Origin of the sequence: Paraburkholderia sp. 22098 (assembly GCF_052045935.1) — a bacterium.
GTDB classification, from domain to species: Bacteria; Pseudomonadota; Gammaproteobacteria; order Burkholderiales; family Burkholderiaceae; genus Paraburkholderia; species Paraburkholderia caledonica.
Genome location: NZ_JBQEPV010000004.1, coordinates 350,184 through 364,626 on the forward strand (window position 1 = coordinate 350,184; position 14,443 = coordinate 364,626).

Annotated in this window: 12 protein-coding genes; 7 read left to right on the top strand and 5 right to left on the bottom strand. The window is 63.1% G+C overall.

Annotated features, from left to right (window positions below; genetic code table 11):
- Positions 1-45: 45 nt before the first annotated feature.
- Entirely contained in the window at positions 46-4,092 is a 4,047-nt protein-coding gene (locus tag ACTJLB_RS10825; protein WP_440783244.1) for a DNA translocase FtsK, read from the top strand.
- 187 nt (positions 4,093-4,279) lie between these two features.
- Here ACTJLB_RS10825 and ACTJLB_RS10830 read toward each other — a convergent pair whose 3' ends face one another.
- Positions 4,280-5,584, bottom strand: coding sequence for a lactonase family protein (locus ACTJLB_RS10830; RefSeq protein WP_440783246.1), 1,305 nt, complete (start codon positions 5,582-5,584; stop codon positions 4,280-4,282).
- A gap of 277 nt (positions 5,585-5,861) precedes the next feature.
- On the opposite strand from ACTJLB_RS10830, the gene ACTJLB_RS10835 reads away from it, so the two are divergent.
- On the top strand, positions 5,862-6,014 hold the full coding sequence (locus ACTJLB_RS10835; RefSeq protein ID WP_007175701.1) for a DUF3096 domain-containing protein: 153 nt from the start codon (positions 5,862-5,864) through the stop codon (positions 6,012-6,014).
- Positions 6,015-6,286: 272 nt separating this feature from the next.
- Here ACTJLB_RS10835 and ACTJLB_RS10840 read toward each other — a convergent pair whose 3' ends face one another.
- Positions 6,287-6,532, bottom strand: a complete 246-nt coding sequence (locus ACTJLB_RS10840) for a hypothetical protein (RefSeq protein WP_006048362.1) — start codon at positions 6,530-6,532, stop codon at positions 6,287-6,289.
- Between the two features lie 237 nt (positions 6,533-6,769).
- On the opposite strand from ACTJLB_RS10840, the gene ACTJLB_RS10845 reads away from it, so the two are divergent.
- Positions 6,770-8,650: a glycoside hydrolase family 15 protein gene (locus ACTJLB_RS10845; RefSeq protein ID WP_020065326.1), complete on the top strand. Its 1,881-nt coding sequence runs from the start codon at positions 6,770-6,772 to the stop codon at positions 8,648-8,650.
- 181 nt (positions 8,651-8,831) lie between these two features.
- Positions 8,832-10,109, top strand: a complete 1,278-nt coding sequence (locus ACTJLB_RS10850) for a polyhydroxyalkanoate depolymerase (RefSeq protein ID WP_020065325.1) — start codon at positions 8,832-8,834, stop codon at positions 10,107-10,109.
- Between the two features lie 219 nt (positions 10,110-10,328).
- Here ACTJLB_RS10850 and ACTJLB_RS10855 read toward each other — a convergent pair whose 3' ends face one another.
- Positions 10,329-10,961 carry a TetR/AcrR family transcriptional regulator gene (locus ACTJLB_RS10855; protein WP_020065324.1) on the bottom strand — a complete coding sequence of 211 codons (633 nt, stop codon included), beginning with the start codon at positions 10,959-10,961 and terminating at the stop codon, positions 10,329-10,331.
- A 234-nt stretch (positions 10,962-11,195) separates the two neighbouring features.
- Between ACTJLB_RS10855 and rsxB the strand changes: the two genes are divergently transcribed.
- The 3 genes from rsxB to ACTJLB_RS10870 all read left to right on the top strand — a co-directional run bounded on the left by rsxB (position 11,196) and on the right by ACTJLB_RS10870 (position 13,420).
- Entirely contained in the window at positions 11,196-12,128 is a 933-nt protein-coding gene (rsxB, locus tag ACTJLB_RS10860) for an electron transport complex subunit RsxB (protein WP_440783247.1), read from the top strand.
- A gap of 19 nt (positions 12,129-12,147) precedes the next feature.
- A complete protein-coding gene (gene nth / locus ACTJLB_RS10865; RefSeq protein WP_440783248.1) occupies positions 12,148-12,792 on the top strand; it encodes an endonuclease III in 645 nt (214 codons plus the stop codon).
- A 193-nt stretch (positions 12,793-12,985) separates the two neighbouring features.
- Complete coding sequence (locus ACTJLB_RS10870) at positions 12,986-13,420, top strand: DUF1841 family protein (protein WP_020065321.1); 435 nt, start codon at positions 12,986-12,988, stop codon at positions 13,418-13,420.
- A 174-nt stretch (positions 13,421-13,594) separates the two neighbouring features.
- On the opposite strand, the gene ACTJLB_RS10875 is transcribed toward ACTJLB_RS10870, so the two are convergent.
- A complete protein-coding gene (locus ACTJLB_RS10875) occupies positions 13,595-13,978 on the bottom strand; it encodes a c-type cytochrome (RefSeq protein WP_020065320.1) in 384 nt (127 codons plus the stop codon).
- A gap of 58 nt (positions 13,979-14,036) precedes the next feature.
- The gene (locus ACTJLB_RS10880; RefSeq protein ID WP_013338619.1) at positions 14,037-14,405 is read right to left on the bottom strand and encodes a c-type cytochrome; all 369 of its coding nucleotides are present in this window, start codon (positions 14,403-14,405) and stop codon (positions 14,037-14,039) included.
- Between the last annotated feature and the right edge of the window lie 38 nt (positions 14,406-14,443).

Consider the following 14,443-nt stretch of genomic DNA (forward strand, 5'->3'; position numbering starts at 1 on the left):
CGACGGATTGCGTTTCCCTCAATCCGTCATTTGTTGATGTCGAGTATGCACACGGTAGTTTTCGGCTGGTTCGGCGGGTCGGCCGTCTGGTTCATTCCTCTCATATGGCGGCTCGTCAAGTCGATGCTGCCGGGCGGCGCGGGTTTGCGCGGCCCCGGCACGATCCGGCTCTGGCTCGGCTTCGTCTGCGTGATGGTGGCGAGTTGCACGCTGGAGGCGTCGCTGATCGGCGCGACCGGCACAAACGCGATCGGCCATGCGCTCGCGGCGGGCTTCGGCCATCTGCTCGGACATATCGGCACGCCGCTGGCAGCGCTGGCGCTGCTGTTGGTCAGCCTGCCCTGGCTGATCGGTTTCCACTGGCGCGAGTTTCTCGCGTGGGCCGACGGCGCGTTCGGCCTCGGCCTCGGCTCGCGCGGTCTCGCAAGGCGTGACGATGAAGCGCGCCGCCATCGCATCGACGATGCCGCGTCGCCGCACATTTCCAGTCCCATGAACACGATGGCGCCCAAAACCAAAGGGCGCTATTCGCGGCCCACCGTTTGGCGACCGCCTGTCAAGGCACGCGCTGCGGGTGGCGCCGGGGCTGCAGGCGTCGGCGCTGCCGGATCTGCCGCTGGCAGGGACGCGCCAACGCGCGCGACCGGCGAAAGCTGGAGAGCCGGGCGAGTTGCGCCGCGCAGCCGAAGCTCGCAAGCCGAGCCGGTTCTGGTCACCGGCAGCGCGAATCCGGCGCGGCACGCAACGTCACAGACGCCTATGCATGGGTCGTCTGCCGGGAAGGCGACTTGGGCGCCGACGGAGCCGGTCGCACCGGCTGGTTGGCTGCGCGAGACCACGTCGCAGCCGCGTGCGTCTACTGTGAGCACAGCAGCGCAAAACGCGGCGGCCGATAACGGCTCGCTCGGCACAGGCCGCCCAACTCGTGACCCGCGAGGCAGTGGATCGTTGGGAACCGGCATGGGTGCGGCGGGAATGACCGCCGGTATGCAAGGCGCTGATGCGCATGCCGCGCGCTTTGCAGCGAGCACAACCGCGGGTCCGCGCGGGCCTGCCGGTACGACGTCGCCGAGCGGATCCGGCGATGGCCGCGCCGCGCTCAACCCTGCTTCGACGCCGTTCAATCGCGCGGCATCGCCGGCGCAAGTGCCGCCATCGGCCCCGCGCACCCAGGATGTCGCTTCGGTTTCGGGCACGCGTCGTCCGTTGTCGGCCGCGCCGAGCTACACGCGGCCCTTGCCTGCAACACAGAAGGTCACGCCGCCAGCCAGCGTCCAGGAGACGCTGCGCAGCATTGCCGAGAACGCCGCCCGCTGGACGGATATCGCCGGCGTCAGCCTCGCGCGAAGCACCGGCGCGGACGTTGCGAAGATCGCGGAGCCGAACATGCCGCCGTCGGGTGCGAGCGCCGCTTCAAGCGGGGAAGTTTCGCACTACGGCAACGTCGAGCCGCCTTCATTCGCGGATCAGGCAGAGTCTGACGATGTCGCAAGTCCGGCGGCGAGCAATGCGCCGCAAGTCGATGCGATCCACGCCGATGAAACGCCGTTCGAGCGGCCCGTTGGCATGCAGCCTTCAATGTCAGTGGAACAAACTGCACTTGAAACGCCGCATGAAACGCCGGTTGTCGCGCACGCTCACACGCTGCGGACGGAGCCCGAGGCGCCGGCTACGAGCAGTACGGTGCCACTCGTGCAGTGGCCGATTGAGCCGCCGGTCATTCAAGCGCCGATAAGCTTGCCGACTGAACTTGCAACGCCGTCAACGCCGTCAACGCCGGCGATCGTGCCCGCAGCGGGGACGGCATCGACGGTCGTGCCAACACTGCCGGTTGCCGCACCACCGCTCAATCGCACGCCGTTCGGCATCTTTGCAACCCGACTGCAGGAGCCCGACGCGCCGTCGCAGACGCCGCCTTGGGAAGAAGATCTGCCTTCGTCGGCGCAACAGCCGGACGACCGTCCCGACAGCCCGACCACGCTTGCAGGTCAGCACCGCGACGCACAAGTCGAAGACTCCGCTACGCCGCTCGTGATCCGGCCGGTGTCGGTCGCTCCGGACATTGCGCCAGACAACGCTCCGGTCCACGCTCCACAGGTCCAGTACGCGGCAATCACAGGCACAAACACAGGCACAAACACAGATACGAGCGAAACCACCGCAGGCTTGGCATCCCCAGCCACTGCCGACCTGCACACGCCCCCTACCCTCGCGGATCAAGCGACCACATCGGTCGAACCGAACGCCGCACCTGTGGCAGATACAACCGGCGCGCCGGAGCCAGGCGCTGCGACGCCGGCGTCGTCTAACGTGGTTCGTTTGCCCAGCCTGGTAACCCAAGCGCACACGGCAACGCGCGACCAGGCGGTACCGCAACCGCATGCGCAACAGAATGACGAGGAAAGCCTCGGCGCACCCCCGACCGCGCCGTCGATCCACGCTCCCGCTCTGGACGTGGACGCCACCTATTCCGCGCCGCCCTCTCCACCGCCGGCGGCATCGAACGCCGGGCACGAACCGGTGCCTGCGGCCGAACCGCCCGTGCAGCGCACGCCGCTGCGCGGCCACAGCCCGACTAACGGCTTCGAGTTCCACGCGCCGGCCGCGTCGATGGTCGAATTGCCCACGCTCGATCTGCTTGCGCCCGCCGATACCGACGTCGAGCCCGTTTCTGAGGAAAAGCTCATCGAGACCGGTCTTCTGATCGAACAGCGCCTGCAGGAATTCAAGGTGCCGGTGACGGTGGTCGGCGCGTCGGCAGGTCCCGTCATCACGCGTTTCGAGGTCGAACCGGCGCTCGGGGTGCGCGGCAGTCAGATCGTCGGGTTGATGAAGGACCTGTCACGCGGTCTCGGACTCACGTCGATCCGTGTCGTCGAAACGATTCCCGGCAAGACGTGCATGGGCCTCGAATTGCCGAACGCGAAGCGCCAGACGATCCGCCTGTCCGAGATTCTCGAAGCGAGCGTCTATCAGAACTCGCATTCGCAATTGACACTGGCGATGGGCAAGGACATTACCGGCCATCCGGTCGTCGCCGATCTGGCAAAGGCGCCGCACATGCTGGTTGCGGGCACGACCGGCTCGGGCAAGTCGGTCGCGATCAACGCGATGATCTGCTCGCTCCTCTACAAGGCGACGCCCGAGGAAGTGCGCCTCATCATGATCGACCCGAAAATGCTGGAGCTGTCGGTCTACGAGGGCATTCCGCATCTGCTCGCACCGGTCGTCACCGACATGAAGCTCGCGGCCAACGCGCTGAACTGGTGCGTCGGCGAAATGGAAAAGCGCTACCGCCTGATGTCCGCGGTCGGCGTGCGCAACCTCGCAGGCTTCAATCAGAAAATTCGCGACACAGAAGCGAAGGGCAAGAAGCTGGGCAATCCGTTTTCACTGACGCCGGAGGCGCCCGAGCCGCTCGCGCCTCTTCCGCTGATCGTCGTGGTGATCGACGAACTTGCCGACCTCATGATGGTGGCCGGCAAGAAAATCGAGGAACTGATCGCGAGGCTTGCGCAAAAAGCGCGCGCCGCCGGCATCCACTTGATTCTCGCGACGCAGCGCCCTTCGGTGGACGTAATCACCGGGCTCATCAAGGCGAACATTCCGACGCGCGTCGCATTCCAGGTGTCGTCGAAGATCGACTCGCGCACGATTCTCGACCAGATGGGCGCGGAGTCGCTGCTCGGCCAGGGCGACATGCTGTTCCTGCCGCCAGGCACGGGCTATCCACAGCGCGTGCACGGCGCGTTCGTCGCGGACGAGGAAGTGCACGCGATCGTCGAGTATCTGAAGCAGTTCGGCGAGCCGCAATACGAGGAAGGCATTCTCGACGGCCCCGCGACCGACGGCGGCGCGGCGCAGGACCTGTTCGGCGACTCGCCGGATGCCGAAGCCGATCCGCTGTACGACGAAGCCGTTGCGTTTGTCGTCCGCACGCGGCGCGCGTCGATTTCATCGGTGCAGCGGCAATTGCGCATCGGCTATAACCGTGCGGCGCGTCTTGTCGAACAGATGGAAACCGCTGGGCTGGTGTCGGCCATGGGTATCAACGGCAGCCGTGAAGTGCTCGCGCCTGGACCTGCGGAGTAAGCCTGTCTGACTGGCGGTCAGCTTCGCCGACGCATCGAATGCGCGTTACGAGGCGAGCCAGGCTTGCTACAAAACAACGGGCCGCTCGAAGCGGCCCGTTTTTCATGCAGCATGCAGCGTACGGCGTGCATGCTTGCACGCATGATTCAGTGGTTCCCTCACCTGCGCACAGATGCGGGCCCGTCCCTCACGACGGCGACACGAGCTTGAAGTCAACCGGCGAGCCGATCTCGATACGCTTCGGGTTCGCTTCGAGCAAGCCGCTCTGCAGGTCGCGCCTGAACACGTAGACCGTGTCGCTGTTCTGATTGCCGACGATCAGCCATTTCCCCGTGGGGTCGATCGCGAATTCGCGCGGCGACTTTCCAAGGCTCGATTGATGACCGATCTTTTTCAGATGTCCGTTCGTCGGATCGACGGAGAAGATCACGATCTCGTTCGCGTCGCCGCGATTGGTCGCGTACAGGAACCGCCCGTCCGGCGACAGATGGATCGCCGCCGCCCCGACCGCGCCCTTGAAGCCGGGCTCCGTTAGCGAGACTGTCTGGACCTGCGTGAGCTTGCCGTCGTCGTAATTGAAGATGCTGACGGTGGCGGCGAGCTCGCTCGTCAGATACGCATGCTTGCCGTCGACGCCGAACACCAGATGCCGGGGGCCCGTGCCCGGCTTCTCCTGCGTATAGCGCCAGTCGGTCGGACCGAACAGGCCGCGACTGCCGTCGGGCGTGTAGCGGTACGAATAGAGCTTGTCGGCGCCGAGATCCTGCGCGAACAGATAACGTCCGTCCGGCGAAAAGACAGTGGAGTGCACGTGCGAGTTGTCCTGGCGTCCTTTCACCGGGCCGCCGCCTTCATGATGCACCGTCAACACCGACGCGCCGAGCTGGCCGTCCGCCTGCACCGGAAACACCGCGAAGCTGCCGCCCGGGTCGGCCGCAACCGAATAGTTCGCGGTCAGCAGATATTTGCCATCCGGTGAGAGACTCAGGTAGCACGGGTCGTTGCCGTCGGCGGAAACCTTGTTGAGGAAGCTCAACTGGCCGCTCGCGGCGTCGAAGCGAAATGCGCTGATGCCGCCGCGCTGACTGGCCGGTCCGTTGTCGCCAGGCAGTTCGTTGACGGCATAGACGAACCGGCGGTCGCGGCTCACCACCAGATACGACGGGTTGACCGTCTGCGCGACCGAGACGCGCGTCGCGTCGCCGGTCTTCGTGTCGAAGCGATAGACATACAAGCCCTCGCTCTTGCCGCCGGTATAGGTGCCGACCAGCATGTCATAGACGCCGTCGGCGGGAGCGGGGCCGGCGTCCTGGGCGAACGCGGGCGAAGCGACAATCGAGACCATGAGCGCGAAACCTTTTATGATCGAGCCGGCGGAGTGCATGGGAGCCCATGTGCGCGCGCGCCGTGAAGGGGAGCCCGCATCGGCATACGAAGAAGGCTGAGTAACACCTGAGGCGGCGCGCACTGCGGCCCGGTGACGACGAAGCATATAACCTCCTCTACATCGTTTATTTGCATGAACTGGTTGTAATGGCGTCTCTGGTCTGCCGCGCGACGGTCGAGCGTTGTTCACGTCGAGCAAGTATAAAAGTGTTGCAACGGATGATGCAGCGAAGCGGGCCGCGCGAACCTGTCGGCAGCTAGTCAGTCGCGTAGCGGACTGTTTTAGAACTCGGATGCTGCAACGCCGGCCGCTGCATGGGTAGCAATTGTCCCGCCTGAACGGGATCTTTTTTAATCGCGTCTCACCACACTACGGAGTATTCATGAACGTCACACTCAGCCTGGGCCCGCTGGTTTCGTTGATCGCCGGCATACTGATTCTCGTGATGCCGCGGCTGTTGAACTATATCGTCGCGCTCTATCTGATCATCATCGGGATCATTGGGATTTTTGGCGTGGGGTCTTCGCACTTCTGAGCGCGGCAGCCGGGCGCAAGACGGCCCGGCATATTTCGATGCGAAGTGGATGGGCGGCGGGTGTGCGAACTTCGCCGACACTGCCGCCCGGCGACAGTGCTCAACGTGCACGAACTGCACGAACGCGTGGGAGCACGCAAGCGCAAGTGCGCACGGCCCGACAAGACCGTGCGGTCACTGCCGCAGGCTGGCAAGAATAGACGTCAGGCGCCCTGGCAAGACAAGGTCCGGGCGCCGCCCGATGTCAATGCCGCTCGCGGAAGACGCCGGCGTCAGCCGTTCGAAAGCTGTTCCAGACGCCAGCGCCCCTGCAGCGACAGCGCGCCGACGGCATAATGGCCGTCACCTTCCTGATAACGCCGGAAGCAGGCTCGTTCGATCAGAAAGCTCGCGGCGGTCTGCATGCCGTTGCGGCTCAGACCAAGGCGGCTGTGATCGAGAGGCAACATTGAATCGTCCGCAAGCTGGCTCGCGGCGGAGAGAATCGTGATGCAGTCGGATTTTGACGGATTCAGCATGGCTTTCGTCCTCGAAACGGCGTGTGCATGCGCGATGGGCAAGCCGGTTCGCAAAACAGTGAAGAATTCCGCGCCGGCCAGATTACTGATTGTAGGCATAGGCTCGAAATTTACCAACTCGCGTTTTGCCGCATTGCCGACCAAGCCGAAAAACCGCCAGCGAGTCCGGAAAGAACAACGAACAGGTGGGGCCCGTTGCGCCGCACCTGCTACTCAAACGCACTGATACGCAACCTCATGCCCGCACCCATCGAAGACTATGCGCTCATCGGCGACGGCCACACCGCCGCGCTCATTTCCCGCGAAGGTTCCGTCGACTGGCTTTGCTGGCCGCGATTCGACTCTGGAGCATGTTTCGCCGCGCTGCTCGGCACGCCGGACAACGGCCGATGGCTGATTTGTCCCGATACCGACGCGCCCGTGAAAATCACCCGCCGGTATCGGGGCGAAACGCTGATACTCGAAACCGACTTCGAAACGCCCGAAGGCGCGGTGACGCTCGTGGATTTCATGCCGCCGGGCAACGGCTGGTCGGAGATGGTGCGTATCGTCGTCGGCAAACGAGGCACCGTGCGCATGAAGATGGAACTCGTGCTGCGCTTCGACTACGGCTTCTCGATTCCGTGGGTCCAACGTCTGAAGAACGAGAGCGGCATCCGCGCGATCGTCGGCCCGGATAACGCGGTGCTGCGCACGCCCGTTGAACTCGTCGGCGAGAACATGAAAACGGTGGCCGAATTCACCGTCAAGGAAGGCGAACGCGTGCCCTTCTCGCTCGCCTACGCGGCTTCGCACTTGCGGCTGCCGCCGGCACGCGATCCGCACACGGCGCTCGCACGCACCGAGAACCATTGGCTCGAATGGTCGGCGCGCGGCAGCATCCAGGGAAGATGGGCCGAGCCGATCCGTCGCTCGCTGATCACGCTGCGGGCGCTCGCCTACGAGCCGACTGGCGGAATCGTCGCCGCGCCCACCACGTCGCTGCCCGAACAGCTGGGCGGCACGCGCAACTGGGACTACCGCTACTGCTGGCTGCGCGACGCGACCATTACGCTGCTCGCGCTGATGCGCGGCGGCTATTACGACGAGGCGCGTGCATGGCGCAGCTGGCTCGGCCGCGTCACGGCCGGCGCGCCCGACCAGTTGCAGATCATGTATGGGCTCGCCGGCGAGCGGCGCCTGCCCGAGTTCGAGATCGACTGGCTGCCCGGCTATCAGGGCGCGAAGCCCGTGCGGATCGGCAATAACGCGGTGGGGCAGCTTCAGCTGGACGTGTACGGCGAGGTGATGAACGCGCTGCATCTGGCCCGCGTCGGCGGCCTGCAGGCAGACGACACCGCGTGGAACGTGCAATGCGCGCTGCTGCGCCACCTGACGACGATCTGGCAGCAACCCGACGAGGGCATCTGGGAGACGCGCGGCGGGCGCCAGCATTTCACTTTCTCGAAGGTCATGGCGTGGGTTGCGTTCGACCGTGCGCTTGCATCGGCGGAAATGTTCAAGCTCGAAGGCCCGCTCGACGAATGGCGCGCCACCCGCGCGCAGATTCACGCGGAAGTCTGCGAAAAGGCGTGGAACCCGTCGCGCAACGCGTTTGTGCAGGCGTACGGCAGCGACCAGCTGGACGCCAGCGTGCTGCTCATGCCACTCGTGAGCTTCCTGCCGCCGAACGATCCACGAATCAAAGGTACGGTGGAGGCGATCGAACGCGACCTGATGCACGACGGTTTCGTGATGCGCTACCGCACGACCGAATTCGACGACGGCCTTCCGCCGGGGGAAGGCACGTTTCTGGCTTGCTCGTTCTGGATGGTGGACAACCTGGCGCTGCAAGGCCGGCTTGACGAAGCGATCGCCATGTACGAACGGCTGCTCGGACTATGCAACGACGTCGGGCTGCTCGCGGAGGAATACGATCCGGCGGCGAAACGCCTGGTTGGCAACTTCCCGCAGGCGTTCTCGCATGTGTCGCTCGTCAATACCGGGCTGAACCTGATGAAACACGAACAGGCGATGGCGCGGGCCACGGGTCAGCCGTCTCATAACGGCATGCACCAGGCGGAACTTGAGGCTGCTGCAAGCCCGGATAGCGGCACAGCAACATCGCCAGTAGCATGATTCAATGACATTTTCACGGATTCACACCACCAGATTGCTGCATTGCACAACACCACTTGTTTCTATATCATCGAACCGTCTGTCGGCCCAAAAATAGTGTGCCAACAACCAAGAATGGCCTGCCGCAACGCCACACGCGTGTTTGCGAAGCCCCATGCGAACCGCTTAAAACGGAGCACCCATGCTCTACCAATTGCACGAATTCCAGCGGGCTATGCTGAGCCCGCTTACCGCCTGGGCTCAGGCCGCGTCCAAATCGTTCGCGAATCCTGCCAGCCCGCTGGCCTACGTGCCCGGTGCCACGCGCCTTTCCGCCGGCTACGAACTGCTCTACCGGCTTGGTAAAGATTACGAGAAGCCGGAGTTCAATCTGCATCAGATCGTCAAAGACGGTCACAACATTCCGATCATCGAGCAAACGATCATCGAAAAGCCGTTCTGCCGTCTGATGCGCTTCAAGCGTTTCGCGGACGACAGCGACGCCGTGACCCAGCTCAAGGACGAACCGGTCGTGCTGGTCTGCGCGCCGTTATCGGGCCACCATGCCACGCTGCTGCGTGACACAGTGCGCACGTTGTTGCAGGACCACAAGGTCTATCTGACCGACTGGATCGACGCGCGCATGGTGCCGCTCGAAGACGGCGAGTTTCATCTCGACGATTACGTCGCCTACATTCAGGAATTCATCCGCCACATCGGCGCGAAGAATCTGCATGTGATCTCCGTGTGCCAGCCGACGGTGCCGGTGCTCGCCGCCATTTCGTTGCTGGCGAGCCGCGGCGAAGACACGCCGCGCACCATGACCATGATGGGCGGGCCTATCGACGCGCGTAAGAGCCCCACGTCGGTCAACTCGCTCGCCACGCAACACTCCTACGAATGGTTCGAAAACAACGTGATCTTCACGGTGCCGCCGAACTATCCGGGCGTGGGCCGCAAGGTGTACCCGGGCTTCCTGCAACACACGGGCTTTGTCGCGATGAACCCGGAACGTCATGCGGCTTCGCATTGGGACTTCTACCAGAGCCTCCTGCGTGGCGACGAAGACGACGCGGAAGCGCATCGCCGCTTCTACGACGAGTACAACGCCGTGCTCGACATGGACGCCGATTACTACCTGGACACGATCCGCGTGGTGTTTCAGGAGTTCTGTCTGGCCGAAGGTACCTGGGACGTGGCCGGCGAACGCGTGCGTCCGCAGGACATCACGAAAACTGCGCTCTTCACGATTGAAGGCGAACTGGACGACATTTCCGGCGACGGTCAGACCTATGCCGCTCACGGGTTGTGCACCGGCATTCCGGAGAACAACAAGCGTCACTTCACGGCGGAAAAGTGCGGGCACTACGGTATCTTTTCGGGCCGCCGCTGGCGCACGATCATTTATCCGCAGTTGCGCGACTTCATCCTCGAGCACAACAAGGCGCCGAAGGTCGTGAAGGAAAAAGCCGAAGTGTGACGCGTGTCATGCGGACTTCGCGAACGCGTCATGCAGGCTTTTTCGGCCAATCATGATGTCACTCATGAAGTCACACGAAGTCCTCGCGAAGCAGATAAGAACGGCCTCCTGATTAGGAGGCCGTTTTTTTGGCACGTCTCAAACGGCCCATTCAAAAGCAAGCAAAGTTGAGAAGCGTCTTAGCGCATCTCAACTTTGCAGACCAACACCGAGACCGTCCTACTTTCGCAACAGATAAGCGAGCAATAGTTCGGTGTTCATCTGAATCACCTCACTGCGTTCGCTCGCACTGCTGAAATCGCGACCAAGCGTGGCTTCGAGCGTGAAGCGATTGGACACGATGTAATAGCCCATGCCTGACAGCGTGACGTAGAAGCGCAGCGGATCCACGTTCGTGCGAAAGAGCCCTGCGCGTTGACCACGCTCGAGAATGCTGCCAAGCGTGGCGACGATCGGCGAAATCATTTCGCGGATGCGCGTGGACTTCTGCATATAACGCGCCTCGTGCAAATTTTCGTTATTGACGAGGCGCAGCAGTTCAGGATGGTCGCGGTAGTAATCCCAAACAAAATGCGCGAGACGCGTAACTGCCTCGACCGGCGCAATGCCGTTCAGTTCGAGCGTGCGTTCCGCTTCGTTGAGCGCGCTGAACGCGTGCTCGAGTACTGCAGTGAAGAGCTGCTCCTTGCTACCGAAGTAGTAGTAGAGCATGCGTTCGTTCGTCTCCGCTCGGCGGGCGATCTGATCGACGCGCGCGCCGAATAGCCCACCATTTGCAAACTCTTCGGCTGCCGCAAGCAGAATGCGGCGCCGGGTGCCTTCAGGATCTCTTTTGATTTTCGGCTGATTCATGGTGGCATGGTCTTCGTGAGCCGCGTTTTCCAGATCGTGCCGCCGGCCTCTCCTCGGGCCTTGCATAGACGGCACTGAACGGGCTGGTTGGGGGAAACCCTTCTGCGGTCTTTCGAAAAAGGCGCTTCGATTATGGCACATGGATTGCCGATGGCAATTGGGGAAATCGGCGATAATGTGCTATTTAGTTCAAGCTGTGCGGCCGCCCTGCCGAGCCCCGCTTGGCCCCACATCGTGACCGTGACACAGATCAAAACACTCGCAGATCGCATTGAAGATCTGCTTCCCCAGACGCAATGCACCAAGTGCGGTTATCCGGCGTGCCGTCCGTATGCCGAGGCCGTCGCATGCGGCGAAGCCAATTACAACCAATGCCCGCCGGGTGGTGAAGAAGGCGTCGCGCGCCTCGCCGCCTTGCTCGGCAAACCGGTGATTCCGCTCAATTCCGCCAATGGCGTCGAACGCCCACGCCCTCTGGCGGTTATCGACGAACAGGTGTGCATCGGTTGCACTTTGTGCATGCAAGCGTGCCCCGTCGACGCAATAGTTGGGGCACCGAAACACATGCACACGGTAGTCGCCGAGTTGTGCACGGGCTGCGACCTGTGCGTGCCGCCCTGCCCGGTCGATTGTATTTCGATGCCGCCTGTCACCGGCGACGCGACCGGCTGGGACGCATGGAGCCAGCCGCTCGCCGACGCCGCTCGCGACCGACATAACCGGCGTGAAGCGCGTCTCGCACGCGAGCGCGAAGCCGCCGAAGCACGTGTTGCGGCGCGGCGGAGCAGCGCAGCCGCTAGCGGCGCTACTACTGCGGCTGCCACTGCGCCGGCAGGCAACGTGCCGACGCCGTCGGCATCGCCTGCAAGCACTGCTGAGAATGCCGAGGCCGAAGCGAAGAAACGCGCGATTATCCAGGCCGCGCTCGAACGCGCGCGCAAGAAGAAGGAAGAGCTGGCCGCCAAAGGCCAGGTCCCGTTGAACACCGAGCAGGTGAGCGCCGACGTGCAGGCGCAGATCGACGCGGCCGAAGCGCGCCGCCGCCGTCTCGGACTTACCGGCACAGGCACCGACCAACGTACCGATCAACGTACCGATAAGCCCGCCGACGATGCCGCCGGCAACCCGCCGCCGTCGACGCCGGCCGGCACGCGCAATCCGCGCTAACAGCATCCGCCCGCTCAGCATGAACGCGAACAAACGCCGCGCCATCTACGAAACGCTTCAGAGCATCAATCCGCATCCTACGACCGAACTGGAGTACACCACACCGTTCGAACTGCTGATTGCCGTGCTGCTTTCGGCGCAGGCAACTGACGTCTCGGTCAACAAGGCCATGCGCAAGATGTTCCCTGTGGCCAACACGCCGCAAAAAGTGTTGGAGCTTGGAGAAGAAGGCGTTGCCGACTACATCAAGACGATCGGGTTGTACAGGAACAAGGCCAAGAACGTGATCGCGACTTGCCGCATCCTGCTCGATCAATACGGCGGCAAAGTGCCTGAGGACCGCGAGGCGCTGGAAAGTCTGCCCGGCGTCGGGCGCAAGACAGCTAACGTGATTCTGAACACGGCGTTCGGCCATCCGACTATCGCCGTCGACACACACATCTTTCGGGTTGCGAATCGAACCGGGCTGGCTCCCGGCAAAGACGTGCGCGCGGTCGAAACAGCGCTCGAAAAATTCACGCCCACCGAGTTCAAGAAGGACGCGCATCATTGGCTGATCCTGCATGGCCGTTATGTGTGCAAGGCGCGTCGGCCGGAGTGCTGGCACTGCGCGATCGAGCCGCTTTGCGAATTCCGGCCAAAGACGCCGCCGCCCGATCTTTGAGCGGGCGCGTCCCCAGCAAGCCGCGGCACCGGCGCGTAAAATGCCGCGTTATATATAGAGCGCAGCCGGCCTGAGTTATACGCGGCGGCACCGGCCAGCGTGAGCGGCTCCGCGTGGCGCGTTCTCACAGCAACGCCTCACCGCACGCAGCCGTTGCGTCCTCCCACTTTCCACTCGATAAACCGGTCCCATGATGTTCAATCCAAGCCGCGACGAAGTCCGTCAATTTTTCACCGAGACATGGCGCAAGCAGCGTCAGGGCGAGATTCTGACGCCGCTCGAAGCGATTGCCGCCGACTGGATCACTGAGCATCCCGAGTATCACGCGGAACTGACCGATACCGAGGCGGCCCAGGCTCAGGACTACTCGCCCGAGCGCGGACAGACCAATCCGTTCCTGCATCTGTCGATGCACCTGGCCATCACGGAACAACTGTCGATCGACCAACCGCCAGGCATCCGCGCCGCGCACGAGCGTCTTGCTGCCCGTCTCGGGTCGACGCACGACGCGCAGCACGCGATCATGGAATGCCTCGGCGAAACCATTTGGGAAGCGCAGCGGACAGGCTTGCCGCCCGATACGGACGCGTATCTGCAGCGCATCGAACGGCGCGCGACGCGCGACTAGCGGCAAGCGTGCGCGGATCGCGACGCGAATAGGAGCATCGAAGGGAACGCGCAAAAGAGCGCGCGGGCCGCGAACTCAACCACGCACGCAAACTCCGGCGTCAAAAAGCACGACACCCCGTCGAAGCGGGGTGTCGTTGAAGTTGCCAGGCAGCGCCGAGGTGGCGCGGCGTGCTTACTTCTTCTGCACGAGATCGCCGTTCAGCGATTCGATGTAAGCCGCGATGTCTTTCATGTCAGATTGCGACAGGCTCTGCACCTGCGCCTGCATGATCGCGTTATTGCGACCCATGTGCGGGTTGCCGTTACCCATCTGATACTGACGCAGCGCCCAGTAGACGTAATCGGAATGCTGACCCGCGAGCTTCGGATATTCCGGGCTTACGGGCTTGTTCAGGTTCGGGCCGTGACATGCCGCGCAGTTGTGGCTCTCGGACAGCACCTTGCCGTTGCCGGCGTCGGCCGCATGGGCGACGCTCGTTGCAACCAGACCGATTACTGCCGCCGACGCGCATGCAGCCTTGAACACCGTGTGGAGTGCCTGTTGGGGCTTATTCATGAATTCTCCTATCCCGCGAATTTAATAGCCGTGTGACTGGTTGGATAACCGCAGCCGGTCACTTGTCGGGATTGCTCTTCGATGAGGAATTTTGCGCCGCGTAGTAAGCAGCGATGTCGGCGATGTCCTGATCCGATAGCGACGCGGTGATCGCGTGCATCGTTTCGAAGTGGCGATCGCCCTTCTTGTAGCCGCGCAGGGCGTTTTCGAGGTACGCCTGATTCTGGCCGCCGAGCATGGGCACGCGGTAGACCTCAGGATAAGCCGTGCGATATTCAGGGATGCCGTGGCAGCCAATACACATCGCGACCTTGCCTTGGCCCGCTTTCGCGTTGCCGACGACATCCGCTGCCTGCGCACTGGCCGCATAGCCCGCGAGCACCGACAGCGCTGCGATCACGACGTGTTTGCCGACGAATTTATTCATAGCATGTAACCTGGCTTGAGGGGAAACGGGCGCCCAAA

Excerpts from the sequence above, each read along its gene's own strand:
- ACTJLB_RS10825 (WP_440783244.1), top strand. The coding sequence starts at position 46 with ATGCACACGGTAGTTTTCGGCTGGTTCGGCGGGTCGGCCGTCTGGTTC.
- ACTJLB_RS10830 (WP_440783246.1), bottom strand. The coding sequence starts at position 5,584 with ATGCTTCGTCGTCACCGGGCCGCAGTGCGCGCCGCCTCAGGTGTTACT.
- ACTJLB_RS10835 (WP_007175701.1), top strand. The coding sequence starts at position 5,862 with ATGAACGTCACACTCAGCCTGGGCCCGCTGGTTTCGTTGATCGCCGGC.
- ACTJLB_RS10840 (WP_006048362.1), bottom strand. The coding sequence starts at position 6,532 with ATGCTGAATCCGTCAAAATCCGACTGCATCACGATTCTCTCCGCCGCG.
- ACTJLB_RS10845 (WP_020065326.1), top strand. The coding sequence starts at position 6,770 with ATGCCCGCACCCATCGAAGACTATGCGCTCATCGGCGACGGCCACACC.
- ACTJLB_RS10850 (WP_020065325.1), top strand. The coding sequence starts at position 8,832 with ATGCTCTACCAATTGCACGAATTCCAGCGGGCTATGCTGAGCCCGCTT.
- ACTJLB_RS10855 (WP_020065324.1), bottom strand. The coding sequence starts at position 10,961 with ATGAATCAGCCGAAAATCAAAAGAGATCCTGAAGGCACCCGGCGCCGC.
- nth (WP_440783248.1), top strand. The coding sequence starts at position 12,148 with ATGAACGCGAACAAACGCCGCGCCATCTACGAAACGCTTCAGAGCATC.
- ACTJLB_RS10870 (WP_020065321.1), top strand. The coding sequence starts at position 12,986 with ATGTTCAATCCAAGCCGCGACGAAGTCCGTCAATTTTTCACCGAGACA.
- ACTJLB_RS10875 (WP_020065320.1), bottom strand. The coding sequence starts at position 13,978 with ATGAATAAGCCCCAACAGGCACTCCACACGGTGTTCAAGGCTGCATGC.
- ACTJLB_RS10880 (WP_013338619.1), bottom strand. The coding sequence starts at position 14,405 with ATGAATAAATTCGTCGGCAAACACGTCGTGATCGCAGCGCTGTCGGTG.